This is a genomic window from Actinomadura rudentiformis, from assembly GCF_008923185.1.
Lineage (GTDB): Bacteria > Actinomycetota > Actinomycetes > Streptosporangiales > Streptosporangiaceae > Spirillospora > Spirillospora rudentiformis.
In genome coordinates this window covers 319,101-344,439 of record NZ_WBMT01000011.1, presented here as the reverse complement: position 1 = coordinate 344,439, position 25,339 = coordinate 319,101, and the positions used below count along the sequence as shown (strand labels likewise).

At 70.2% G+C, this 25,339-nt stretch carries 22 protein-coding genes; 10 read left to right on the top strand and 12 right to left on the bottom strand.

What is annotated here, in order from left to right:
- Positions 1–7 precede the first annotated feature (7 nt).
- Complete coding sequence (gene valS / locus F8566_RS24450) at positions 8–2,533, bottom strand: valine--tRNA ligase (RefSeq protein ID WP_151563707.1); 2,526 nt, start codon at positions 2,531–2,533, stop codon at positions 8–10.
- Positions 2,534–2,632: 99 nt separating this feature from the next.
- On the opposite strand from valS, the gene F8566_RS24445 reads away from it, so the two are divergent.
- Positions 2,633–2,920 (top strand): DUF4235 domain-containing protein, encoded by a 288-nt coding sequence (locus F8566_RS24445; RefSeq protein WP_151563706.1) that lies wholly within the window; start codon positions 2,633–2,635, stop codon positions 2,918–2,920.
- A gap of 96 nt (positions 2,921–3,016) precedes the next feature.
- Here the strand turns inward: F8566_RS24445 and F8566_RS24440 are convergent, their stop codons facing one another.
- Both F8566_RS24440 and F8566_RS24435 read right to left on the bottom strand, forming a co-directional pair.
- Complete coding sequence (locus F8566_RS24440; protein WP_151563703.1) at positions 3,017–3,427, bottom strand: VOC family protein; 411 nt, start codon at positions 3,425–3,427, stop codon at positions 3,017–3,019.
- Between the two features lie 49 nt (positions 3,428–3,476).
- A complete protein-coding gene (locus F8566_RS24435) occupies positions 3,477–3,851 on the bottom strand; it encodes a helix-turn-helix domain-containing protein (protein ID WP_151563805.1) in 375 nt (124 codons plus the stop codon).
- A 129-nt stretch (positions 3,852–3,980) separates the two neighbouring features.
- Here F8566_RS24435 and F8566_RS50080 point away from each other — a divergent pair, with 129 nt between their 5' ends.
- Positions 3,981–4,157, top strand: a complete 177-nt coding sequence (locus F8566_RS50080) for a hypothetical protein (protein WP_192809832.1) — start codon at positions 3,981–3,983, stop codon at positions 4,155–4,157.
- 66 nt (positions 4,158–4,223) lie between these two features.
- Here F8566_RS50080 and F8566_RS24430 read toward each other — a convergent pair whose 3' ends face one another.
- Entirely contained in the window at positions 4,224–5,036 is an 813-nt protein-coding gene (locus F8566_RS24430; RefSeq protein WP_225993477.1) for a hypothetical protein, read from the bottom strand.
- 12 nt (positions 5,037–5,048) lie between these two features.
- A complete protein-coding gene (locus tag F8566_RS24425; protein ID WP_131740700.1) occupies positions 5,049–5,345 on the bottom strand; it encodes a DUF4193 domain-containing protein in 297 nt (98 codons plus the stop codon).
- A gap of 512 nt (positions 5,346–5,857) precedes the next feature.
- On the opposite strand from F8566_RS24425, the gene F8566_RS24420 reads away from it, so the two are divergent.
- Positions 5,858–7,516, top strand: a complete 1,659-nt coding sequence (locus F8566_RS24420) for a serine/threonine-protein kinase (protein WP_151563701.1) — start codon at positions 5,858–5,860, stop codon at positions 7,514–7,516.
- Between the two features lie 20 nt (positions 7,517–7,536).
- Positions 7,537–10,416, top strand: a complete 2,880-nt coding sequence (locus F8566_RS24415; RefSeq protein ID WP_151563699.1) for an ABC transporter substrate-binding protein — start codon at positions 7,537–7,539, stop codon at positions 10,414–10,416.
- 37 nt (positions 10,417–10,453) lie between these two features.
- Here F8566_RS24415 and F8566_RS24410 read toward each other — a convergent pair whose 3' ends face one another.
- The gene (locus F8566_RS24410; protein WP_225993476.1) at positions 10,454–11,839 is read right to left on the bottom strand and encodes a sensor histidine kinase; all 1,386 of its coding nucleotides are present in this window, start codon (positions 11,837–11,839) and stop codon (positions 10,454–10,456) included.
- Positions 11,836–12,489 carry a response regulator transcription factor gene (locus tag F8566_RS24405; RefSeq protein ID WP_151563697.1) on the bottom strand — a complete coding sequence of 218 codons (654 nt, stop codon included), beginning with the start codon at positions 12,487–12,489 and terminating at the stop codon, positions 11,836–11,838. Before F8566_RS24405 ends, F8566_RS24410 begins: the two co-directional genes overlap by 4 nt.
- A 213-nt stretch (positions 12,490–12,702) precedes the next feature.
- On the opposite strand from F8566_RS24405, the gene F8566_RS50075 reads away from it, so the two are divergent.
- Positions 12,703–12,879, top strand: coding sequence for a hypothetical protein (locus tag F8566_RS50075; protein WP_192809831.1), 177 nt, complete (start codon positions 12,703–12,705; stop codon positions 12,877–12,879).
- 104 nt (positions 12,880–12,983) lie between these two features.
- Here the strand turns inward: F8566_RS50075 and F8566_RS24400 are convergent, their stop codons facing one another.
- The 3 genes from F8566_RS24400 to F8566_RS24390 form a co-directional block, all read right to left on the bottom strand.
- A complete protein-coding gene (locus F8566_RS24400; RefSeq protein WP_151563695.1) occupies positions 12,984–13,793 on the bottom strand; it encodes an inositol monophosphatase family protein in 810 nt (269 codons plus the stop codon).
- On the bottom strand, positions 13,790–14,749 hold the full coding sequence (locus tag F8566_RS24395; protein ID WP_225993475.1) for a ferrochelatase: 960 nt from the start codon (positions 14,747–14,749) through the stop codon (positions 13,790–13,792). Before F8566_RS24395 ends, F8566_RS24400 begins: the two co-directional genes overlap by 4 nt.
- 86 nt (positions 14,750–14,835) lie before the next feature.
- Positions 14,836–16,014, bottom strand: coding sequence for a lytic transglycosylase domain-containing protein (locus F8566_RS24390; protein ID WP_225993474.1), 1,179 nt, complete (start codon positions 16,012–16,014; stop codon positions 14,836–14,838).
- A gap of 123 nt (positions 16,015–16,137) precedes the next feature.
- Between F8566_RS24390 and F8566_RS24385 the strand changes: the two genes are divergently transcribed.
- The 3 genes from F8566_RS24385 (at position 16,138) to sepH (ending at position 20,948) form a co-directional block, all read left to right on the top strand.
- Complete coding sequence (locus F8566_RS24385) at positions 16,138–17,355, top strand: MFS transporter (RefSeq protein ID WP_225993473.1); 1,218 nt, start codon at positions 16,138–16,140, stop codon at positions 17,353–17,355.
- 9 nt (positions 17,356–17,364) lie between these two features.
- Positions 17,365–18,675, top strand: coding sequence for a D-arabinono-1,4-lactone oxidase (locus tag F8566_RS24380; RefSeq protein ID WP_151563691.1), 1,311 nt, complete (start codon positions 17,365–17,367; stop codon positions 18,673–18,675).
- A 443-nt stretch (positions 18,676–19,118) separates the two neighbouring features.
- Positions 19,119–20,948: a septation protein SepH gene (gene sepH, locus F8566_RS24375; protein ID WP_151563689.1), complete on the top strand. Its 1,830-nt coding sequence runs from the start codon at positions 19,119–19,121 to the stop codon at positions 20,946–20,948.
- A gap of 11 nt (positions 20,949–20,959) precedes the next feature.
- Here sepH and F8566_RS24370 read toward each other — a convergent pair whose 3' ends face one another.
- On the bottom strand, positions 20,960–22,369 hold the full coding sequence (locus F8566_RS24370; protein ID WP_225993472.1) for a PH domain-containing protein: 1,410 nt from the start codon (positions 22,367–22,369) through the stop codon (positions 20,960–20,962).
- A 161-nt stretch (positions 22,370–22,530) separates the two neighbouring features.
- Positions 22,531–23,088: a PH domain-containing protein gene (locus tag F8566_RS24365; protein ID WP_151563686.1), complete on the bottom strand. Its 558-nt coding sequence runs from the start codon at positions 23,086–23,088 to the stop codon at positions 22,531–22,533.
- Positions 23,089–23,469: 381 nt separating this feature from the next.
- Here F8566_RS24365 and F8566_RS24360 point away from each other — a divergent pair, with 381 nt between their 5' ends.
- Positions 23,470–24,453 (top strand): ATP-binding cassette domain-containing protein, encoded by a 984-nt coding sequence (locus F8566_RS24360; protein ID WP_151563684.1) that lies wholly within the window; start codon positions 23,470–23,472, stop codon positions 24,451–24,453.
- Positions 24,450–25,289 carry an ABC transporter permease gene (locus F8566_RS24355; RefSeq protein ID WP_151563683.1) on the top strand — a complete coding sequence of 280 codons (840 nt, stop codon included), beginning with the start codon at positions 24,450–24,452 and terminating at the stop codon, positions 25,287–25,289. The genes F8566_RS24360 and F8566_RS24355 overlap by 4 nt, the downstream gene beginning before the upstream one ends.
- Positions 25,290–25,339: the final 50 nt, after the last annotated feature.

Genomic DNA, 25,339 nt, shown 5'->3' with positions numbered 1-25,339 from the left:
GGGCGGGTCAGCCGGTGGGAGCGAGGGTCACGTGGACGGTGAGCTCGACCGGCTCCTCTTCGAGGCTCAGGTCGGCGATGCGGCCCGCCGCGACCAGATCGGGCCCGGCCACGCGCCGCACCTCGGCGCCCCGGACGACGGCCCGGGTGACGTCGGCGCGCATCGAGACCTTGGCCTCCGACTTGGCCTTGCGGATCTGGCGCAGCGCCTCGGCGGTGGCGGCCAGCACGGCTGGGTCGCCACCGGACGGCAACTCGGCGGCCCCGGGCCACGAGGCGCGGTGGACCGATCCCTCACGCCACCACGACCAGACCTCTTCGGTGACGTACGGCAGGACAGGCGCGAAGAGCCGCAGCATCACCGAGAGCGCCGTGCGGAGGGCGACGCGGGCCGACTGAGCCTCGGCGCCTTCGCCATAGGCGCGGGTCTTGACCAGCTCCAGGTAGTCGTCGCAGAACTCCCAGAAGAAACGTTCCGTCCGTTCCAGCGCCCGGGTGTAGTCGTAGCCCTCGAAGGCCGTGGTCGCCTCGTCCACCACGCCGCCGAGGGCCGCGAGCATCGCCAGGTCCAGCGGCTCGGTGACGGCGGCGCCGGAGTCGACCTCGCCGAAGCCGAGCACGAACTTCGAGGCGTTCAGGATCTTGATGGCGAGACGGCGGCCGACCTTGATCTGACCTGTGTCGAACGCGGTGTCGGTGCCGGGACGGCCGTTGGCGGCCCAGTAGCGGACCGCGTCCGAGCCGTACTCCTCCAGCAGTGCGATCGGCGTGACGACGTTGCCCTTGGACTTGGACATCTTCTTGCGGTCCGGATCGAGGATCCAGCCGGACAGCGCGGTGTCGGTCCACGGCAGCGAGCCGTGCTCCAGGTGCGCGCGGACCACGGTGGAGAACAGCCAGGTCCGGATGATGTCGTGCGCCTGCGGGCGCAGGTCGAACGGGAAGACGCGGGAGAAGAGATCGGCGTCGCGTTCCCAGCCGCCCGCGATCTGCGGGCTGAGCGAGGAGGTGGCCCACGTGTCCATCACGTCGGGGTCGGCCATGAAGCCGTTCGCCTTGCCGCGCTGGTCCTCGGTGTAGCCGGGCGGGACGTCGGAGGACGGGTCGACCGGCAGGCTGTCCTCGGCCGGGATGATCGGATCGTCGTAGACGGGCTCGCCCGCGTCGTCCAGCCGGTACCAGACCGGGATCGGCACGCCGAAGAACCGCTGCCGCGAGATCAGCCAGTCGCCCGCCAGGCCCTCGACCCAGTTCTCGTACCGGGCCCGCATGTAGGGCGGGTGCCAGACGAGTTCGCGCCCCCGCGCGAGGAGCTCCGCGCGCGTCTCCGGGTCACGGCCGCCGTTGCGGATGTACCACTGGCGGGTGGTGACGATCTCCAGCGGCTTGCTGCCCTTCTCGTAGAACTTGACCGGCCGGGTGATCTTGCGCGGCTCGCCGTCCAGGTCACCGGAGTCGCGCAGCAGCTCGACGACCCGCTCCTTGGCGGAGAAGACCGTCTTGCCCGCCAGCTCGCCGTACGGATGCGCCGGAACGCCCTGCGGCGCCTCGTTCACCAGCCGCCCGTCCCAGTCGATGATCGCGCGCGTGGGAAGGTCGAGCTCGCGCCACCAGGTGACGTCGTTGACGTCGCCGAACGTGCAGATCATCGCGATGCCCGAGCCCTTGCCGGGCTCGGCCAGCCGGTGCGCGACGACCGGGACCTCGACGCCGAACAACGGCGTCCGCACGGTGGTCCCGAACAGCTCCTGGTAGCGCTCGTCGTCGGGGTGCGCGACGACCGCGACGCACGCGGGCAGCAGCTCCGGCCGGGTGGTCTCGATGTGGACCGGGCGTTCATCCCCGTGGAAACGCAGCCGGTAAAAGGCGCCGGGATACTCGCGGTCCTCCAGCTCCGCCTGCGCGACCGCCGTCCGGAACGTGACGTCCCAGAGCGTGGGCGCCTCCGACATGTACGCCTCACCGCGCGCGAGGTTGCGCAGGAACGCGCGCTGCGACGCGGTCCGGGACTCGTCGCCGATGGTCGTGTAGAGGTGGTTCCAGTCGACCGAGAGGCCGACCCGGCGCCACATCTCCTCGAAGGCCTTCTCGTCGATCTCCGTCAGCCGTTCGCACAGCTCGATGAAGTTGCGGCGGCTGACGGGCAGCTGGCGCTTCGGATCCGGCTTTTCCGGCGGTTCGAACGACGGGTCGTACGACAGCGACGGGTCGCAGCGGACACCGAAATAGTTTTGGACGCGGCGTTCCGTCGGAAGCCCGTTGTCATCCCACCCCATCGGGTAGAAGACCTCCCGGCCGCGCATCCGCTGGAAGCGCGCCACGGTGTCGGTGTGGGTGTAGGAGAAGACGTGACCGACGTGCAGGGAGCCGCTGACCGTGGGGGGCGGCGTGTCGATGGAGTAGACCTCGGCCCGGGCCTTCGTCCGGTCGAACCGGTACGTGCCCTCGGTCTCCCAGACGCGTACCCACTTCTCCTCCAAGCCGTCCAGGGAGGGCTTGGAGGGGACGTTCGGCGTACGCGGCTGTTCTGTCATGCGCCAATGGTATTGACATCGCAGCGTCCCGCACGCCAATTAAGCCCGCGCACGGCGGTCCGATAGCGTCGACCACAGATTCGAGTACGGGAGGACACAATGGCGGATAAGGGTGACATCGGCTGGCGCCTGATGGCGGGTGCCGCGGCCTTCGCCGGCGGCTTCGTCGCCAAGAAGGCGATCACCATGGCGTGGAAGAAGACCACCGGCAAGGAGCCGCCGACCAATCCCGAGTCCCCGGACGTCGCGCTGCACGAGGCGATCGGCTGGGCCGTGATCATGGGTGTGGGCATGGAGGTGGCACGGCTCCTGGCCACCCGCGCGGCGGCCCGGCAGTGGGCCAAGGGCACCGGCAAGTCCCCCTACGAGCTCAAGGCCGAGGTCTGAGCCGGGGATCCGTGGCTTGCCGATCGTGGTCGATCCCCGGCACGGCCAAGGGATCGACCACGATGGCGGCGGTCTGGCTCTGACTTCGCTTGAACCTCAGGACTTCGGCTGGGTGAAGCGGATGTTGTTGCCGAAGGGGTCGCGGAGGGCGCAGTCGATGCCGTACGGCTGCTCGGTGGGTTCCTCGGTGAACTCGACCCCCCGGCCCAGCAGCGTCTCGTACGTCTTGCGGCAGTCATCCGTGCTGAAGATGAGCATGCCGCCCGTCGCCCCCTTGGTCAGCATTTCGCGGACCTGCTGCGCCGTCTCCTCCGACATCGACGGTCCGCCCGGCTTCTCCAGCAGGACCTGGCGCTCCGGGTGCCCGGGGATGCTGATGGTCAGCCAGCGCATGAAGCCCAGGTCGATGTCGGCGGCGACCTCCAGGCCGAGCTTGCCGACGTAGAAGTCAAGGGCCTCGTCCTGGTCAAGGACGTAGATCTGTGAATGCGTGATCGCGTTGAACATGGCCGTCACGTTACTGAGCAGGCCGGGCGGAAAACTTATCCAAAACCGCTCAGTCGACGGGCGGCCGGACGACCGGTCGCATCCAGGCCTTCGCGAAGCACGTCGGTACCCCCAGGGCCACGGACTCCTTGCGGTACGTCCTCGGCGACTTGCCGACGATGTCCCGGAACGTGCGGCTGAAGGTTCCCGGGCTGCCGAAGCCGACGTCGAAGCAGATGTCCGTCACGCGGCGATCCGTCTCCCGCAGCAGGAACATCGCACGCTCGACACGGCGGCGCTGAAGGTAGCGATGCGGCGTCTCGCCGAACGTGGCCCGGAACGTCCGCGTGAAGTGCGACTCAGAGACATGGGCGATCCGCGCCAGGGCCGGGACGTCCAGCGGCTGCGCATAGGCGCGGTCCATAGCGTCCCGGGCCCGGAGCATGCGGCGGTTGGTCTCTTCGACGGCGCTGCCCACAACGCCATCACACCACGGTTCTCCACCGCCCGTGCCCGGCGGGCTTGATGCCGGCGCCCAGCGCCCTGATGCTGGTCTCAACGAAGGTGAAGACCGATGCGCATCGCCGTCCGCGTGACCCTGATCGTCCTCTTGCTGGGGCTCAACTTCGTCGTCTCCGGATTCTTTCCCGGCACCTGGTACCAGACAGTGATCAGCGCAGCCACGACCGGTGCAGCCGTCGCCTTGGCCCTTGTCTGGTACTCGCAGAGCCGGCGTAAGGACGACCGATGACGCCGTGAGCCCGCCCGCGAGGGGGGCGCGGGCTGCTGTGAGAGGGCTGGTCGGCGTTCTGAGGGGCTAGTCGGTGGAGGGCAGGCGGGGTGGTTCGCTGGGGAGCGGGGTCGGGGTGGTGCGCCGGAGGTCCTTGCGGATCTCTTCGGCGAGGCGCTTGGTCGCGGCACGGTTGAGGGCGGCCCCGGCGGCCGCGCCGGTCAGGAAGGGGCCCATCGTGCTGAGGCTGCGGCCCATCGTGCGCAGCAGGCGCTTGCGGAGGGCGACCTTGGCCGCCGAGCCGAGCGCGTTGGTGAACGAACCGGTCTCGAGCGGGTTGATGCCGCGGCGTTTGGCCCAGGCCGTGAGGAACGCGGCGCCGCGCGCGGTGCCCGTGCCCTCGACGCGGACCCCGTAGACCTCGTGCAGCTCGGCGATCATCTTGACCTCGATCGCCGCGATCACCAGGGTCTCGGCGGCGAGCTGTGCGGGGGCGGTGAGCAACATCGGCGGCGCGGCGAACTCGACCGCCGCCAGCGCGCCACCGGCCGCGCCCACGGCCGTCGTGCCGTTGGTCGCCACCCGGGCCACGCTCTCGGCGAGCTCCTCGCCGGTCAGGCCGTGATGGTGGCGGCGCAGGGTCTCCAGGTCACGGATCGGGATGTGCGGTGCGGCTGCGGCCATCAGGTCCGCCAGCCAGCGTCCACGCGCGATGCCCGCGGCGCCTGTTCTGCGCGCGCTGAGGCCGAGCAGCCGGGCGAGTCGCCCGAACAGGCGGCCGCGGGTCTCGCGGTCCATGTCGTCGTCGCCGGAGAGTTTGCCGATCAGTTCACCGATCTCGGCGTTCTCCGGAACTGCGACCGTAGTGCGCTCCTCGTCGTCGCGTTTGTCTCCTCCCACCGGGCGCTCCCGTCAGGCGGCGCACTCGCGGCAGATGGGCTGGCCGTTCTTCTCGGTGGCCAGCTGGCTGCGGTGGTGCACCAGGAAGCACCGCGTGCAGGTGAACTCGTCCGCCTGGCGGGGAACCACCCGGAAGGTGAGCTCCTCGTTGGAGAGGTCGGCACCCGGAAGCTCGGCGACCTCGCCGGCGTCCAGGTCCTCGTCGATGATGCTCGCGGCCTTGTCGGCCCGCCGGGCCTGGAGCTCCTGGAGGCTGTCCTCGTTGAGGTCGTCGTCTGTCTTACGTGGGCTGTCGTAGTCGGTCGCCATCTTCTATCTCCATCCCCCTCAGTCCTTTATGCGCCCCGTCGCGCGGATCTAACGCTCGGGAGACCGTTCTTGTGCCCGATCCGGGCGGGAAATTCTGTCACGGGCAGTGGCCTGCGACACACAAGGCGCGACTGATCCCACCGGTGACACCGATCACCCCAGATCACTCCCCCGATATGTGTCGTACATCACACACCCGATCGGGTATCCCGGACTGAATCAGGGCCGGAACGCCCCACCGGGGCTTCCCGCGGCGGCGGGATCATATCGGTCCCTGGCCGCGTTGTGCTCGCCGACCGGCGGGAGGCCTTATTCCGGTCCGGAAACACGGGGCTTGCGCCCCCGAACCGATCGCTCCGGTGAAACGTCTGAACTAACGCGATATCGTGCCCGCCTAGGTTGGGGCGGGTCCCCTGACAGGGCGTCCCCGCATCGTCACGGTCCGGGGTGCCCCATGACGGGGGCCGGCGTCCGACACGCGGCACATTACTGACGGGTCACTGGAGGGTCAGATGCCGGATGCCGCTCCCCTGGAGCCAGGCGATCCCCGCGCATTGGGGCAGTACGAGGTCGTCGGGCGGCTCGGCGCGGGCGGACAGGGCGCGGTCTTTCTCGGCAAGTCGCCCAGCGGCGAGTACGTCGCCGTCAAGCTGCTGCATGCCCAGATGGCGAGCGACCCGGCCGCACGCGCCAGGTTCACCCGTGAGGTGAGTGCGGCGCAGAAGGTCGAGCCGTTCTGCACCGCCCGGGTGCTCGAGGCCGACGTGCACGGCGACCAGCCGTACGTGGTCAGCGAGTTCATCGACGGCCCCTCGCTGCACGACGTGGTCGCGCACAACGGGCCGCGTGACGCGGCCGAGCTGGAACGGCTGGCGATCGGCACCGTGACGGCCCTCGCGGCCATCCACGAGGCCGGGATCGTCCACCGCGACTTCAAGCCCAACAACGTCATGCTGGCGTCCGACGGCCCGCGCGTGGTCGACTTCGGCATCGCCCGCACGGTCAACTCCCAGGAGAGCGCGGTCACCGCCACCGGCATGGTGGTGGGCACCCCAGGCTACCTGGCGCCGGAGCAGCTCACCGGGGCCCCGCTCACCCCCGCGGTCGACATCTTCGCGTGGGCCGCGACCATGGTGTTCGCCGCCACGGGCCAGTCGCCGTTCGAGGCCGACACGCTCCCGGTGATCATCAACAAGATCCTGAACGAGGAGCCCGACCTGTCGGCGCTGCCCGCCGGGCCGCTGCGCGATCTGGTGGGGCGCTGCCTGTCCAAGGACGCCGGGCTCCGGCCGCCTGCGGCGACGCTGCTGCTGCAGTTGCTCGGCCACGTCGGCGCGGCGCCGTCCAACCCGGGCGCGGGCCAGGAGGACCTGCTCAACCAGGGCACCCGGATCGCCGCCCAGATGCAGGCTCCGCCGCCCGTTCCCCCGGCGCGGCACACCCCTCCGCCGCAGCCCCTCACGCCGCCCCCGATGCCCATGCACCAGGGCGGGGTCGGCCCCAACACGCCGCCACCGCAGCAGATCACTCCGCCGCCCATGCCCATGTACCAGGGCCAGGGCATGCCGCAGGGGCCGCACACGCCGCCGGCCATGCACATGCAGCAGGGCCCTGGTGGCCCTCTGCCCCCGGGGTATGGGCCGCCGCCCCGCCAGGGCGGTTCCAACGCGCCCGCCATCATCGGCATCGGCTGCGGCGCGCTGCTGGTGGTCGGGATCATCATCGTGGTCGTGCTGGCCGCGATCGGCAGTGACGACGATCCGCCGCCGTTCCGGCCGACCTACAGCCCGCCCACCTACAGCCTGCGCACCCCGTCGCTCGGTACGCAAGGCGAGCTCATGGGCACCTGGGAGGGGCCGGCCAGCCAGCCGGGCGCCACGAGGCCGGACACCCGGAACTTCACGGCACGCTTCACGATCTTCCGGAGCGCGGGAATCGCCCGGTACACCTACAGCAACATTGCCGACAACTGCTCCACCAGGCTCTCCTACATCGGCGGCGACAGCACCAAGGCGACGTATCGCGAGACACCTCTCAGCACCGCCAACAAGAACTGTGCTGACGGCTATGTCACGTTCTTCCTGAGCGCGACCCCGTCGATGCGCTGGGAGTGGCGCCAGGACCAGTCCAGCTCCTCCCCCCAGGCATTCGGAACGGCCCGTAAGCGATAAACCCGGGAGGACCCCCGCCCATGGACGTTCTCCCCCTGCGCCCAGGCGACCCCGACCGGCTGAGCGGCTACCGCCTCGTCGGCCTGATCGGCGAGGGCGGTCAGGGCTCGGTCTTCCTGGGCGAGGACGACGACGGCGCCAGGGTGGCCGTGAAGCTGCTGCACGCGCGCTTCAGCGGCCACCCCAAGGCCCGCTCGCGGTTCGCCGCCGAGCTGGAGGTGGCGCGGCGGGTGGCGGCCTTCTGCACGGCGTCCATCCTGGACGCCGACGTGGAGGGCGACCGCCCGTACATCGTCAGCGAGTACATCGACGGCCCGCCGCTGTCGCAGGTGATCGCCACCGAGGGCCCGCGCACCGGCGCGGTCCTGGACCGGATCGCGATCGGCACGATCACCGCGCTCGCCGCCATCCATGAGGCCGGGGTGGTACACCGCGACTTCAAGCCCGCCAACGTGCTGCTTCCGGCGGACGGGCCGCGCGTGATCGACTTCGGCATCGCGCGGGCGCTGGACGCCACGGGCACGCTGTCCAGCACGGCCGTGGGCACACCCGCCTACATGGCGCCCGAGCAGATCTCCGGGGCCCGCGTCGGGCCCGAGGCCGACGTGTTCGCGTGGGGCACGACGATGGGCTACGCGGCGACCGGGCGGGCCGCGTTCGGCCAGGACTCCATCCCGGCCGTCATGCACCGCATCCTCAATCTGCCGCCGGACCTGGGCGCGCTCACCGACCCGCTGCGCGACCTCGTCCTCCAGTGCCTGAGCAAGGATCCCGCAGTCCGGCCGTCCTCGCAGCAGGTCCTCGTGCGCCTCCTCGACCTGGCGGGGAGCCTTCCGCAAAGCGGCTCCAGTGCCCAGGCCCCGCCCGCCGCCATGCTCACGCAGGGTGCTGCGGCGGCGTCCGAGACCGCAGAGGGCCGCCTCCTGCAGCCCCCCGCCGCTCCGCACGCCAGTCCGTCCTCCGCTCCGCCCTCCGCGCCGCACGCTTCGCCCGTTGCTCCGCCTGCCCTCCCTCCGGGATTCGACCAGCCCGGCTCGTTTCCGCCCCACAATCCGTATGCCGCGCCCGGATACCTCTACGACGCGTCACCAGGGCACCCCTACGCCCAGCCCGCGCCCGGCGGCAACGGGGGCGGCGCCTCATGGCCGAACGGCCCCACCTCGCCAGGCGCGCAGACCACCTCTCCGGCAAGCGGTCCGGGTGGGCCCGGCGGACCGGCCAGGCCAGGCGGACCCGCCGGTCCAGGCGGCTCGCGCAAGCGAACGATCGGTGTGCTCGCCGGTGTCGGCAGCGCCGCACTCGTGGCGCTCATCCTGGCCGGCTCGGTGATCGCCGTGAACGTCCTCGGGAAAGAGGACGAACCGACGTCCAAGCCCGGCGGCCAGTTCAGCATGATCATGAGCAAGTTCTTCACGGGCGAAGAGCTGAACCCCTCGCAGGCGGGTTACGGCTCCGGCACGCGGTTCGTGACCAAGCAGCTCTTCACCGGGCTGACCGAGGTCACCACCTCCGGGACCATGAACAACCGCCTTGCCAGCCGCATCGCCCCGGCCGACTCCACCTGCACGACCTGGCAGATCGACGTCAAGAGCGGCACCACGTTCAGCAACGGCGAACCGGTGAACGCCGAGGCGTTCGTGCGTGGCTGGACCCGGGCTGCCCAGAGCAAGACCAGTGCGGCATCCTTCTTGATGTCCACCATCAAGGGATATCCCGAGCTCAGCGGCAACAGGGCGACCACCTTCACCGGTGTCCAAGCCCTCGCCGGCCAGAACAGGATCGACGTCACGCTCATCAAGCCGGACTGCGAGTTCGACAAGCGGCTGGCCGACCCCGTCTTCTTCCCGGTGCCCGCGAGCGCCCTCAAGGCCGACAACGAGACCTACAACGTCATGCCGGTCGGCAACGGCCCGTTCAAGATCGGCTCGTACACTCGGGACAAGGCACTCACCCTGGTCCGCAATCCCTCGTGGGGGTTCGGCAAGGCCTATCTCGACCAGGTCACCATCAGGTTCAGCGACGACGCGCTCACCGTGGGGCGTACCGGGATCGCGTCGGGCGAGTACGACTGGGCGGAGGTCACCACGGAGTCGCTGGCGAGCGTCAAGTCGCAGTCCGGCCTGCTCACCCGGCCGTCGATGAGCATGAACTACCTCGTCCCGATCACCTCGCGCGGCCCGATGAGGTCCAGGGAGGCCCGGCTCGCCGTCTCGTACGCGCTCGACCGCCGGGCGATGAGCAACACGCTGTACGGAGGCCTCTACGCCCCCGCGAGGGGCCTGGTCTCCCCCGCGATCCCCGGGTTCGCCCGGTCCGGCCCATGCCCGTCCTGCGAGGCGCCCGACCCGGCCAAGGCCAGGCAGCTCGCCGAGCAGGCGGGCCTCAAGGCGGGGACCAGGGTGACCATCTACGCCCGCGAACTGTCCTCGTACAGGCGCTGGGCGGAGCTGGTGCAGCAGCAGCTCCAGCAGAACCTCGGCTGGTCGGTGGACATCAAGACGGTCAGGCTCAACGACAAGGAGATGCGGCGGACCCTGCTGGCCAAGAACTCGCCTGGCGGCCTTCTGACGTACGGCTGGGTGCCCGACTACCCCTCCGCGTACGGTGCCCTCCAGCCGCTGCTGGGAGGCGACCAGGTCGCCACCGAGACCAACGGCACGCTCAACTACAGCGGATGGCGCAACGAGCAGTTCGACCAGGCGCTCGCCAACGCGATCAAGGACCCGCAGGCCACCACCCGCCTCAACAGCCTTCAGCAGGCCGAAAAGCTCGCCCTCGACGACATGGCGCTGATCCCGCTCTGGAGCTATGTCAAGGCGTCGCTGGCAAGCGCCAAGTTCACCGGTCTGAAGCAAGACGCCGACGGCGATCCCACCCTGGCGACGACAGCCATCAAGTAAACGGCTGTTGCGTGAACGGCTGTTGCGTGAACGGCTCTCACGTGACTGCGGGAGAGACGAGGGGAAGCCGGACGGTGACGACGAGCCCGCCGCCGGCCCGGGGCGTGGCGTAGACCGTGCCACGGTGCGCCAGCACCACCGAACGCACGATGGACAGCCCCAGGCCGGCGCCCTTGGCGGACTCGATGCGGTCGGAGTTCAGGCGGCGGAACGGTTCGAAGAGCCGGTCCACCTCGTAGTGCGGCACGACGGGGCCGGTGTTCTCCACCTGGATGGTCGCGTACCCGTCGAGGACGCCCGTCCGGACCCAGACGTCACCACCCTCGTCGTTGTGCTTGATCGCGTTGTCGACGAGGTTGGAGACCAGGTGCTCCAGCAGCACCGGGTCGCCGAGCGCGGTGCCGGGCGTCAGCTCGCGGTGGACGGTGACCTCGTTGTCCTGCTCGCGGCGCCCGGCCAGGTCCAGCACGGTCTCCGCCACCTCGCCCAGGTCCACCGTCGTGCGCGCCGTCAGCTCCCGTTCGCTGCGGGCGAGGAGCAGGAGCCCCTCGATGAGCCGTTCGTGGCGGGCGTTGGTGGCCAGCAGGGTCTTGCCGACGGTCTTGAGATCGGCGGACACGTCCGGGTCGCCGAGCGCGACCTCCAGCAGCGTCCGGTTGATCGCCAGCGGGGTGCGCAGCTCGTGTGAGGCGTTCGCGACGAAGCGGCGCTGGGAGTCGAAGGCCTCGCCGAGCCGTTCGAGCATCGCGTCGAACGTGTCGGCCAGTTCCTTGATCTCGTCGTCCGGACCTTCGAGCGCGATGCGTTCGTGCAGGGTGCTCTCCGACAGGCGGCGCGCGGTGGCCGTCACCCGCTGCAGCGGGCTCAGTGCCCGGTCGGCGACGAAGTAGCCCAGCACCAGCGCGATGATCCCGACTCCGACGAGCGCCAGCAGCGAACGGCCCACGAGCTGCCGCATCGTCTCCTCGACGAACGTGCGCCGCAGCTCCTCGAGCACCGCGGGGTTGGTCAGCGGGTCATAGGGGTCGCCGACCTGCACGGTGATGCCGCTCAGGATGTTGGCCATCAGGACGGACATGACCAGGAGCAGCAGCCCGCCCGCCATGAAGAACAGCAGCCCGTACAGCAGCGTGAGCCGCAGCCGCACGCTCACCCGGCCCGGCAGCGCCTTGAGATCCTCGGCCAGGGACGATCTGTCCCGGCGGCCGCCCTTGCGGCCGCCGCCGTTCTTGGGCTGGATGACCACCGGCTGCGAACCCGGCGACCTGAACAGCCCGCGCCGCTGTGCGGAAGCGGCGGGCGGCGGAGACTGGATGGGCTGTGTGGGGTGAGTGGCCTGGGGCGAGGCCTCCGCCGGCGCAGTCCCCTGGTCGGTGCCGGGTTCCCGTCCGGGACCGGACTCGGGGGCTGACGAGGTGCTCATAGCCGGTACCCCACTCCCGGCACCGTCTCGATCACCGGCGGGTCGCCGAGCTTCTTGCGCAGCGTCATCATCGTGACCCGCACCACGTTGGTGAACGGGTCGATGTGCTCGTCCCAGGCCTTCTCCAGCAGCTGCTCGGAGCTGACCACGGCGCCCTCGGCGCCCAGCAGCACCTCCAGCACCGCGAACTCCTTGCGGGTGAGATCGACCGGACGGCCGTCGCGCAGCACCTCGCGGCGCGACGGGTCGAGGACGATCCCCGCGCGTTCGAGCACCGGCGGCAGCGGCGCCGAGGCACGGCGGCCCAGCGCGCGCACCCGGGCGATCAGCTCGGCGAACGCGAACGGCTTGGCCAGGTAGTCGTCGGCTCCGATGGAGAGGCCCTCGACCTTGTCGTCCAGCTCGCCGGCCGCCGTCAGCATGATGATCCGCGCGGGATACCGCTGCGCGACGAGTTGCTTGCAGACGTCGTCGCCGTGGATCCTAGGCAGGTCCCGGTCGAGCACGATCACGTCGTACTCGTTGACCCCAGCCCGCTCCAGGGCGCCTGCCCCGTCGTACGCGACGTCCACGGCCAGCGCCTCCCGGCGCAGGCCGGTGGCGATCGCGTCGGCGAGCACCCGCTCGTCCTCGACGACTAGAACACGCACTCCACGTCCCCCTCGTCCATGATGCCCGCGCGCCGGACGGCACCCGTCCAGGTACAGGCAGTCCAGGTATGACATGGGCCTCGTAAGAAGCCCGTAAGCCCCGTTCAGGATGGCGCCGCACACCCACCGGAACACACTGCGAATTGCTGGTTTGGAACAGGTTTATCTTCAGCGTAGGTGTGGGTAGGAGCGGCCTGATCCGGGAGGAGGCCCATGGGCGAGCTGTCACGAGCCATCAGACAACGACTCGACGACGCGTACGAGTCGCTGCAACACGCCCACGCTAACGACGACACCTACCTGGCGGACATCCGCCAGGAGGAGATCAAAGAACTGCGCCGGATCGCAGCGAACCACGACATTGGCGTCGAACTACCCCGCTGCGACTGAGGACGCCTCTGCGATAGCCACAGGGAGACCGGGGCCACGGCCCCAGTCTCCCTGTTGTGCACGGGTCTCCATGCCCCTGAGGGCCGCGGAGAGGGCCTTTCACGTCAGTCGCGGGCCGGGCCCAGGGGGAGCAGGAGGTCGTGGAGGGCCTCGAAGGTGGCGGGGCCCGCGGCGATGGTCAGTTCGGGGCCCGCAGGGGCGCCCTCCAGGCCGCCGACGAGACCGCCGGCCTCCTGGACGATCAACGCTCCGGCGGCGATGTCCCATGCCTGGACGCCGCGTTCGTAATAGGCGTCCACGCGGCCCGCGGCGAGCGAGCACAGGTCCACGCAGCACGACCCGTTCCGCCTGATGTCACGGACGTTGGGCAGCACGCCGGTGAGGACCTCGGCCTGGTGGGCGCGGCGCTCCGCCGCGTACCCGAAACCGGTGGCCACGAGGGCCTGGTTGAGCGGCACGGCGGCGTTGACCTGGAGATCGCGGGCGCCGGAGGGGGTCTGCAGCAGCGCGCCGCCGCCCTGGACGGCGGTGTACGTCTCGCCGCGCCGCGGCATGTCGACCACCCCGGCCACCGCCACGCCGTCCACCTCGGCGGCGATGCTGACGGCCCAGTCGGGCAGGTCGTACAGGTAGTTGACGGTCCCGTCGATCGGGTCGATCACCCACCGCACGTTGCTGCCGCCGTCGTGGGTGCCGCCCTCCTCGCCCAGGAAGCCGTCGTCGGGCCGGGCGGCCCGGATGCGCTCGACGATCAGGCGTTCCGCGGCCTGGTCCATCTGGGTGACCACGTCGGTCGGGCTCGACTTGGTCTGCACCACGTCCGGCCCGCCCACCGGCCGCTTGTCGACCAGCATGCGGGCCGCCTCGCGGGCGGTCTCCACGGCGAGTTCCAGCAGGTCCTCGGCTTGGCTCACGCTCGTTCCCCCGATGTCTGTGCTTCGGTCACCAGTTCGCGGGCGAGCGCGGCGAACCGCGGATCTGTCCCGGGTGTGGTGACCCGTACGAATTGCATCCCGAGTTCCCCGGCCTTGGCGGCCGCCTCGACGTCGAGGTCGTACTTGACCTCCATGTGGTCGGAGACGAACCCGATCGGGACCGTCACCACCGAGCGGACGCCCGCGCCGTGCAGCGTCTCCAGGTGATCGCACACGTCCGGCTCCAGCCACGGCTGGCTCGGCGGCCCGCTCCGGCTCTGGTAGACCAGCGCCCACGGCGTGCCCGGTGCCGCCTCGTCCGCCACGGTCGCCGCGGCCTCCTCCAGCTCGGCCACGTAGAGCTCACGGCGGGGCTGCGCGAGCGGCACGCTGTGGGCGGTGAAGACGAGGTGGGTGCCCTGCGGCGCGCCCGCGAGGGCCGTCCGGGTGGCGTCGGCGAACGGGGCGAGGAAGCCGGCGCGGCGGCAGTAGACGGGCAGCTTGTCGATCTCCGGCGCGTCCGGGACCTCGGCGCGGGCGCGCGCGAGGTCCTCCACGTACTGGTCGCTGGTCGAGTAGCCGCTGTAGGCGGACGTGACGAACGCGGCGGCGCGGCGGACCCCGTCCTCCTTCATCTGCCGGACGGTGTCGGCGAGGTACGGGGTCCAGTTGCGGTTGCCCCAGTAGACGGGCAGGTCCATCGAATGTTCTTTGAAGTCGGCCTCGATGGCGGCCTTGAGGTCCCGGCACTGCTGGTTGATCGGGCTGACGCCGCCGAAGAGGAAGTAGTGCTCGCCGACGGCCTCAAGGCGCTCGCGCGGGATGCCCCGGCCCCGTGTGACGTTCTCCAGGAAGGGGATCACGTCGTCGGGCCCCTCTGGCCCCCCGAAAGACAGCAGAAGCAGCGCGTCGTACTGCGTCGTCATGCCTCCAGCCGCCGTGCGTCCAGTCGTCATGCGTCCATCCAACCAGCAGCCCGCGAGTGACAGATCTCACCCCGGTTCCACCCCGGTCTCACCCGGACCCGCTCCGGACCCGCGGGTCAGCGGTAGCGGGCGGCGTAGGCCTTGGCCAGCGCCAGCACCTTCTGGACGTACCAGTCGGCGTGGTTGTAGTGCCAGATCGCGCGGTAGAGCTGTTTGCCGCCCTTGCCGGCGCCGTTGGCGCACAGGTACTTGGCGGCCCCGGGAACGGCGTCGTAGGGGTTCATGATGTCCGCCTTGCCGTCACGGTCGCCGTCCACGCCGTACGCCTTCCATGTGGCGGGCATGAACTGCATCGGGCCGAGCGCTCCCGCGCTGGAGCGGCCCGCATTCCGGCCGTGGTCGCTCTCCACCTGGCCGATGGCGGCGAGGACCGTCCACGACAGGCCGGGGCAGGTGGTGGCCGCCTGCCGGTAGAGGTCCATGTAGCTGCCCGGGCGGCCGCCGTCGGCGGGTGCCTGGTACTTCTGCTCGTGCAGGTTGACCACGTTCGCGCCCGTCCCGAGAACCTTGCTGACCCCCTTGACGACCTTGGCGGGGTCGGCGCCCGGCGCGTTCACCATGACGGCCACGTTCGGGACCAGGCCCAGGTCGGTGCCGGTCTTGCGGCTGACCAGCAGGTCGATGCCGGGCAGGCCGAGCGTGCCGGAGCCGCCCATCGTGAGGTTGGGCATCGTGCGGGCCACGATCGGGTACTGGAAGCCGCGGGCGAGCTGCAGCTGCTCGGCCGCCGAGGAGGAGACCACGAACTGGTCCGCGGCGAGCGCGGCCCACAGCTCGGTCTTCTTCGCGGTGCCCGGCGGGGTCCAGGACCGGAACGAGGACGGGTCGACCGCGAACGTGTTGATCGCGCGCCCCTGGAGCTGGACGGCCCCGCCCGCGACCGCCACCACGTCCCGGACCTTGGCCAGCTTGGAGATCTTGGTGATCTGTGACGGGGTGATCGAGCCGCCTCCGCCGCTCACCGCGAGCACGTCCGGCGGTACGACCCGGCGCAGCGGAGCGATCTGGCCGGCGTCCGCCACGTTCGTCACCGGTCCTGGCGGCGCGGTCGGCGGCACCTCAGAGGGTGTGCCCGAGGCCGAACGGCGCGTGTCGTCCCGGGTGTCGATGGCCGCGTAGACGCCACCGCCGAGGCTGCCCGCGACCAGCAACGCGAGGCCGGCCGCGGCGAGCGGCGCCAGCCGACGCCCGGTCTTGACCTTGGGCTGCTTCCGGGGCGGTGAAGGAGGAGCCACAACCAATCCCAACGAGAGTCGCTATCGAGGGGTTACTTGTTTTTAGAGTTGTTTCGCCCAGTAACGTGATCTTGGGTCTGGAGGTCGACGACGAGACCGGGGGGCCGTCTCCGGGGTGAGGAGATGGATTTGGCCAACCCGTACCGGGAGCTGCTGGCCGTTCCCGGGGCCCGGACCTTCGTCGCCGCGGGCTTCGTGGGCCGCATGTCGATGTCCATGGTGGGAATCGGCATCGTCCTACTCGTGTCCGCGATTACCGGATCGTACGGTATCGCCGGTGCGGTGTCGGCGACCCTCTCTCTGGCCTATGCGGCAGGAGCCCCGCTCAGCGCGCGCTTCGCCGACCGGTACGGACAACGCCGGATCCTCATCCCGCTGGCGCTGGCCAACGCGTCCAGCTTCGCCACACTGATCACCTTCACCCTGCTGCACCTGCCGACGTGGACGTTGTTCCCGATGGCGGCGCTGGCCGGGCTGACGCAGCCGTCGCTGGGCGCCTGGGTGCGGGCGCGCTGGAAGCACGCGCTGCGCGACGGCCCCGCGCGGCTGCACACCGCGTTCTCCTTCGAGTCGGTCGTGGACGAGACAATCTTCGTCTGCGGTCCGATGATCGTCACGGCCGTGGCCACCGGCGTGCATCCGGCGGCGGGCCTGGCCGTCGCCGCCGCGTGCACCCTCGCCGGCTGCCTGGCCCTGGCCGCGCAGCGCGGCACCGAACCGCCGCCCAATCCGCCCTCGGCGGGCGGATCGGCGAGCGTGCTGCGCAATCCGGCGGTGCTGGTCATGGCGCCGGTCTTCCTGATGCTGGGGACGGTCTTCGGGGCGATCGACGTCAGCGGCATCGCGTTCGCCGAGGAGAAGGGCCACAAGGCCCTCGCCGGGCTGCTCCTCGGCTGCTACGCCCTGGGCAGTGGGAGCGCCGCGCTCTGGTACGGGGCGCGGCACTGGCGCAGTCCCCTCGACCGCCGGTTCCGGATCGGGCTGATCCTCCTCGCCGCCGGGCTCGTGCCGCCGCTGCTGATCACGAACCTCTATCTGATGATGTTCGTGGTCTTCTTCTCCGGACTGGCGATCTCGCCCACGATCATCCCGGGGTACGGGGTGGTCGAGCAGGCCGTCCCGGGACACCAGCTGACCGAGGGACTCGCGCTGGTCTCGACCACGGTCGGCCTCGGCGTGGCGCTCGGCGCCTCCAGCGCCGGGCGGGTGGTCGACGTGTACGGCGCGCGGGCCGCGTTCCTGCTCCCGCTGGGGGCCGCTCTGGTCGCGGCGGCGATCGGCTTGGCCGGGACACGGAAAATAAATAAACATGAACTTTCTTCACGTCAGCCATCCGGGTAGAGTCGCCGCATGTCCCCCACGAGCTCACAAAAGTGGCAGAATTGGGCCGGAAACCAGCAGGTCACGCCACGGCGCGTCGTCACCCCCCGGACCACCGACGAGGTGGCCGGCGCAGTGCGCTCAGCCGCCGCCGACGGTCTCACGGTCCGCATGGTCGGGACCGGACACTCGTTCACCGGCGCAGCAGTCGCCGAGGGGACCTTGCTGCGGCCAACCGCGTTGACGGCGGTCCGTTCGGTCGACACCGCCAGCGGGCTGGTCACGGTCGAGGCGGGCCTGCCGCTGCACGAGTTCAACCGGGTCCTGGACGAGCACGGCCTCGCGCTCGCCAACATGGGTGACATCCAGGAGCAGACGGTCGCGGGCGCCCTCCAGACCGCGACGCACGGCACCGGCCGCGACGCCGCCGGTTTCGTGTCCCAGGTCGAGGCCCTCGAACTGGTCCTCGCCGACGGCAGCGTGGTGACCTGCTCCCGGGACGAACGGCCGGAACTCTTCGACGCCGCCAGGGCCGGGGTGGGCGCCCTCGGGGTCGTCACCGCGATCACGTGGCGGACCGTGCCCAGGTTCATCCTGGAGGCCCGCGAGGAGCCGATGACGTGGGATGAGGTGCTCTCGCGCATCGACGAGTTCGAGGCGGCCAACGAGCACTTCGAGTTCTACTGGTTCCCGCACACCGAGGGCTGCCTGACCAAGCGCAACAACCGCGTGGACGGCCCGGCCAAGCCGCTCTCCACGTTCAAGGGCTGGCTGGACGACCAGTTCCTGTCCAACACGGCCTTCGGCTTGCTCCAGCACGTCACCCACCGCGCTCCAGGGGCCGCGCCGTTCATCAACGGCGTCTCGGCCAAGGCACTGGGCGCGCGCACGTTCAGCGACACCTCGTACAAGGTCTTCACCAGCCCGCGCACGGTGCGCTTCAAGGAGCAGGAGTACGCGATCCCGCGTGAGCAGCTTGTGCCCACGCTGCGCGACCTGCGGGGGCTCTTCGACAAGCGCGACTGGCGGATCAGCTTCCCGATCGAGGTGCGGCTGCTGCCCGCCGAGGACGCGTGGCTGTCGATGGCGTACGACCGCCCGAGCGCCTTCATCGCGATCCACGTCTACCACCGCGACCCGCACGAGGAGTACTTCGAGGGCGTCGAGGAGCTCATGACCGCCGTCGGCGGCCGTCCCCACTGGGGCAAGATGCACACGCGCGACGCCGCGTACCTCGAAACGGTCTATCCGCGCTTCAACGACTTCCTGGCTCTGCGGGACCAGTTGGACCCGGAACGCCGGTTCCTCAACCCGTACACCAGGCAGGTCTTCGGCACCTGACCCGTTTTCCGGTTTCGGTCCGCCCATATGTGGGGCCGCATTGGAAACTAGCCGGACTTCTCGGGTGTTCCAGGCCTTGGAAGTGACGCCGACGGCCAAAACAGTGCAGGTCCCCCTGCCTCTTGAGGCACAGTGTGGAAAAGGATCCACAAGAATCAGGCAGGGCGACCCCAGCCGGAGTTCGGCACGGGCAAGCTTGGTCAGGTGCCCTCTTCAGCCTCGTGAGGAGGGCTTCGAGAGCGGCGATGTTCGGACATGCCGGGTACGGTGCTGGCAGCAAGGCGTGTCCGGAAGAGAGACTCAGGAGTCCGGGGGAAGGGCACGCATGCGCCCTCGGTGGGCGCCGAACGACCGATCGTCACGAGCACGAGTGAGGCGGGCTCGCGACCGGACGTGTCGTCCGGCACCCTCCGGTGCCGTCAGGAAGGGCAGGAAGGACACGCATGCAGGAGCTGCGCCTCGTCGCGGTCAGCGAGGACGGTACGTACCTCGTCCTGGCGACCGCGGGCCGGGGCACCCGGTTCACCCTGCCCGTCGATGACCGGCTGCGCGCAGCGGTACGTGGGCATTTCTCCCGCCTCGGCCAGTTCGAGATCGAAGTGGAGAGTCCCTTGCGTCCCAAGGAGATCCAGGCCCGCATCCGGTCCGGCGAGACGGCGGAGGAAATCGCCGAGTCGGCCGGCATCCCGGTCGAGCGCGTTCGCTGGTTCGAGGGCCCGGTCCTGCAGGAGCGCGAGTACATGGCTCAGCAGGCGCAGCGCGTCGCCGTCCGCCGACCGGGCGAGTCGACGCCCGGGCCTCCTCTCGGCGAGACGGTCGAAGAACGCCTCGGCCGTGGCGGCGTGGACCTCGAAGAGGTCGAGTGGGACTCCTGGAAGTGCGAGGACAGCACCTGGCGGGTGCGCCTGTCGTTCTTCGACAACGGCCGCCCGCACGCCGCGGAGTGGGTCTTCGACCCCCGCCGCCGCCACGTCTCCCCTCTCGACGAGGTCGCCGCCCGCCTCACCGCCGTGGAATGGGGGGACGACTCGCTGAACGACACGGTCACGCCGCTGGTGCCCCGCCGTCCCGCCATGAAGGTCGTCTCGGACCGCGAGCAGCAGCGCCCCGCCGAGGCCCGCCGCGAGTACATCGTCGAACGCGGCCGCATGGTCGACCCCCGACCGCAACCGGCGCAGCCGGCCGAGACCCCGCGCGAGCCCGCCGTCGCCGCGCGCCTGGAGCCCCCCGCCGTCCGCATGGCCGCCCCCACCACCGACACTTGGGACGACGACCGCCCGGCCATCCACGAGGCCACATCCGAGGACCGTCCTGCTCCGGCGCCTGCGGCCGCGCGCGAAGAACGGCCGCCGGCACTCGCACGTGAAGAACAGCCAGCGGCACCTGCACGTGAAGAACAGCCGCCCGCTCCCGTGAGGGTCTCCGAGGAGCGCGCTACGCCGGCCGAATCTCGGGACGAATCACACGAGACGGACGCCCCGCGTGACGAGCGCCCGGCCGCCCGGGAGGACGAGGACGCGGCGGCACAGGCGGAGGATGCTCGCGCCGCCCGTGAAGAGGCGCGTGCCGCCCGTGAGGAGCAGGCGACCGCGGCTCAAGAGGAACGCGCCACTGTGTTCGCTCGCAAGGAAGAGCCTGCCGAGCCCGCGCCAGTGGAGGACGCCGCCGTCCAGGAGGAAGAGCCCTCCCAGGACGTGGACTCCGTTCACGAAGAGGCGTCCGCTCCCGCGCAGGACGAAGGCGACGTCCAGCCGACGTCGGCCGCCGCAGAGGTCGTGGAGCAGGAGCCAGCCGCTGAGGTCACGGACAGTGCACCCTCGCAGGATGTGGATCCCGCTCCCGAGGCGTCAACGCGGCCTGCCCCGGATCCCGTTCCCGAGCCCGCCCTGGAGCCCGCGGACGAACTCGCGCCTCAAGAACTCGCGCCCCAAGAAGCGGACGCTCCCAAAGACGAGCCGGAGGCGTCCGCCGAGGCCGACGACGAGCCCCCTGCCACGCCTGAGCCTGTCGAGCCGAAGCCCAAGCAACAGGCGCCGAAGCCACAGCCGCAGCGTCACCGCGAGGCTCCGCGTACGCCTGCCAAGAAGAAGCCCGCGGGCCGCCCGGCGATGCCCGCCGCGGACAAGCCGGGCAGCGAGCCTGCGGCGGCCAGCTCCGAGCCACCGGCGGCACCCCAGCGCCCTGCGGCCCGCAACCGCCGCAAGGCCAAGGGCAAGCGCGCCTCTGTCCCGTCCTGGGACGAGATCATGTTCGGTGCCCGCCGCCCCGAATAGCTCCGTTCTCCTCAGCGGGTCAGGAAGGGATCCAGCCAGGCGGGCGTGATCTCTGCGGCGAAGGCGGGAGCGTCCTCCTCGGCCATGTCCACGGCGGGATACCCTCCGTCGCCCGCGCCCACGGCGACGACCAGCGTCGCCAGGCCGAGGCGGCGCTGAAAGAGTGTCTGGCGGATGCGCCAGCCGACGACTGCGCCGTGTTCGACCACGGCTTGGCGGCGGCGAAGCGATCCGGATCGCACGGTCAGGCGTTCGCCATCGGAGGCATGGCCCAGCTGGCGGTAACGGTCGATGCCGAGCGGGACGGCGAGCAATGCGACCACGGCACATCCGTACGCCACCCAGGGCTGGCCGGCCAGGACGGCCAGCACCCCCACCCCGGCCGGTGGGGCGACGGCCCGCGTGATGCGGCGGCTGCGGGCGCCACGCGGATGCATGATGAGCGGTGCGGGCGGAGGGCCGAGCACTCGTCGCGCCAGGGACTCCACGGCGGTGCCAGGCGCGGCGGGCAGGAGGCGGCCGCGGTGGGCGGCGTCTCCCAGGCCGGTGACGAGGGCACCGAGGCGGACGACTCCGGCGAGCCGTTCGAACGGGTTGTCCGCGAGCTCCACGCCCCGGATGCGCCGGCGTTCGAGCGAGACGCTGCGCCGGGTCATCAGACCGCGCTCGGCCACCACGGAGCCGTCCCGCTCGTACACGGTGAAGTCCCAGTTGAAGAGCGTGAACACGATGACCGACATCACCGGCATGGCGATCAGGAACAGGATCGCCAGGATGATCACGACGAGGGTCGGGAGGCCGACCACCTCGTGGCCCAGGTTCTCGAGCCGGTCCCGGGTGATCAGGCCGAAGTCGTCGCTCAGGTTGTAGAGCGTGCCGAGAAGACTGCCGGCGAGTGCGAACGGGGTGAGGAGATAGGCGCCGCTGAGCGGGGCGTACACGTACCAGCGCGATTCCATCCGGCCAAGGACTCGCCGCTGAGGCTCAGGTGCGGCTCGTTCAGCGGCTGTTGAGGCTCGGGCGAGCAGGACCTTGCGGAGCCGTTCGGCTTCCTGCAGCGAGACCGCGTTGAGCTCGCCCTCGCCCCCATCCGCGCCGGCATCGATGTGGACGATGGCCAGCCCCAGCACTCGATGGGCCAGCGTCGCGCTGATGTCCACACCACGGATGCGATCACGCGGAATGGTCTTCACGGATCGCCCGATCAGCGCCCGGCGGAGCGCGATGCGGTCTTCGTGGACGGTGTAGGTGAATGTGGCCCAGGTCGCCAGATGGAAGACGAAGCCGATGCCCAGTCCGACCAACGTGAAGTAGAACGCCGTGGACAGGCCACCGACCGCCAGTCCCGCCGCACCGGCGGCAAGCAGCGCGATCAGCTCCCGCGCCGCGCCCACGACGAACGTCAGCGGATGCAGCCGCAAGGCGACCGGCTCAACTCCGCCAGGCTTAACACTGCCGGACTCAGCACCGCCGGACTCAGCACCGCCAGGCTCAGCACCATCGCGCTCAGCCGACGCCTCAGGGATGTGGTCATCCCCTGGATCGTCCGAGGGCGGCGAGCCCCGCCCCTCTTCTTGGACGTTCATGTCGCGTCGTCTCGGAGGTCATGGGCGCGGCGGGCGAGGTCCTCGGCCAGGCGCGTCGCCACCGCCACCGGAAGGCCGGCGACCTCTGACGATCCGGCGTGCGAGGCGGTGTTGACCTCGATGGTCGCCAGGCCCAGCATGCGTTCGAGCCAACCCTGCTCGGTGTCGACGGTCTGGATACGGCTCACCGGGACGAGCAGCCACTCACGGCTGAACCATCCCGTGCGCGTATAGACGACGTCCGAGCTGACCTCCCAGCGATGCACCCGGTAGCGCCACACCGGCGCCACCGTGACCATGAGCACCCCGGCGACCCCGATCAGGAACGGCAGCCACCAGACACGTTCGATCATCCAGCCGGGCAGGCCGTCCCAGTCGGCGTCGTCGATCCAGGCGGCCACACCCCAGGCGAGGCCGAGGCCCAGGCCCCAGAGCAGGAGATATTCGATCGCCCAGTGGGCGATGGCGCGCGGAGAGACCCGATGGGCGGGCGGCCGCAGACGCGGACCACCGCCGTCGGGCTGGTGGGCGCGCCGCACCGACGTCACGGGCATGAGTCTAGATCCATGAGGGCTCCCACCCGTGGAGCGTCATCTGTGAGCGCGCCGCCTCCCGCCGGCAGACCCTGCCTCCAGGCCGATGGTTTGCCCTGCTGTGACACGAAGTTGTGTTGACCATGCTCAGGACGACGCAAGATATAGGAGTCGCGCTGCCGATCCCTCTCCGAATACCGGCTTCAGCCAGCTGCATCCCAGGCGTCTCAGCGTTTTGTCAGACCTGGATGCGAGAGTTGTCCCGGACGTCAGCGGTCCGTCAGCGATTTGTCAGGACCGTCGGAAAAAACTGGATGCGTTCCCCACCGGACAGCTGTAACTTTGCACGCCGCCGCATCCAGGGCCGTCAGGTGTCCGGCGAACACAGACCTAGGAGATCACATGTCACACGCCATCCAGGCCGAGGGCCTGGTGAAGCACTTCGGTGAGACCAAGGCGTTGTGCGGGGTATCGCTGCAGGTCGCGGCCGGTACGGTGCTCGGTGTTCTGGGCCCGAACGGCGCGGGCAAGACGACGACCACCCGGATCCTCGCCACCCTTCTCCGGCCCACCGCGGGCACGGCCCAAGTGGGCGGCTACGACGTCGTCAAGGACGCGCACCGGGTCCGCCAGCTGATCGGTCTGACCGGGCAGTACGCGGGCGTCGACGAGATGCTCACCGGCACCGAGAACCTCGTGCTCATCGGCCGGCTGCTCGGCCTGTCGCGCAGTTCCGCCAAGACCCGCGCCGCCGAGCTCCTCGACCGCTTCGAGCTGACCGAGGCCGCCGAACGCGCCGCCAAGACCTACTCGGGCGGCATGCGCCGCCGCCTCGACCTCGCCGCCAGCCTGGTCGGCCGGCCAGAGATCCTGTTCCTGGACGAGCCCACCACGGGTCTCGACCCCCGCAGCCGCAACGCCCTGTGGGACATCGTCCGCGGCCTCACCGACGACGGCGTCACCGTCATGCTCACCACCCAGTACCTCGAAGAGGCCGACCAGCTCGCCGACGACATCATCGTCATCGACCACGGCACCGTCATCGCGCACGGCACCTCCGACCAGCTCAAGGCCCAGGCCGGCGGCCAGGTCCTGCAGGTCCGCCCGGTCAACGAGGCCGACGAGGTGACGGTCGCCCGCGTGGTCGCCGACCTGCTCGACGCCACACCCGAGCAGCGCGACGGCCTCGTCTCGGCCCCGGTCACCGACCCGGCCGTGATGCCCGCCGTCGTGCGCAAGCTGGACGACGCGGGCGTCGTCCTGAGCGAGCTCGCCCTGCGCAAGTCGACCCTCGACGAGGTCTTCTTCGCGCTCACCGGACACCACACCGACGACTTCGAGGCCGAGGCCGAGGAGTTCATGTCCCAAGAAGGGGCCAAGGCATGACCGCCGCCACCCACGTCGTCCCGCGCGACCTGCCCCGGCAGGTGAGCCTGTCCACCGGACTGCGCAACACCATGACGCTGACCTGGCGCAACCTGGTGCAGATCAAACACAACCCGATGGAACTGGTCGACCTGAGCGTCCAGCCCATCATGTTCGTGCTGCTCTTCGCCTTCGTCTTCGGTCCCGCGATGGCCGGAAGCGTCGAGGACTACCTGCCGATCCTCATTCCGGGCATCATCGTCCAGAACGCCCTGTTCGCCTCGATGACCACCGGCGTCGGCCTCAACAACGACGTCACCAAGGGCGTCTTCGACCGGTTCCGCAGCCTGCCGATCGCGCGTTCGGCCCCGCTGGCCGGCCGGATCATCGCCGACACGGTCAAGCAGGCCTGGTCGATGTTCATCGTGATGGTCGTGGGGCTGATCATCGGCTTCCGGGTCGAGACCAGCTGGGTCAACCTGCTCCCCGCGTTCCTGCTGCTCCTCGCCTTCTCCCTGCTGTTCGCCTGGGTCTCGGTCTTCGTGGGCCTGGCGGTCGACGAGCCGGAGAAGGTGCAGATCTTCGGATTCACCATCATCTTTCCGGTCTCGTTCCTCAGCAACGCCTTCATCCCGGTCTCCGACAAGTACCCGGGGTGGATCCGCACGGTCATGGAGAACAACCCGGTCTCCCTGCTGGGTGACGCGATCCGGGGATTGCTGATCGGCCACAAGGTGACCGACCCGAGCATGGGCCAGCCGGTCCTCACGCCGGCCATCCAGGCCCTCATCTGGGGCGTGGCGATCGCCGCCCTCTTCATCCCCTTGTCCATGCGAGCCTTCAGGCGCAAGGTCTGACGCAAGGTCTCAAAGGTCTGGCACGCACATCACGGCGGCGGTCCCCAAGA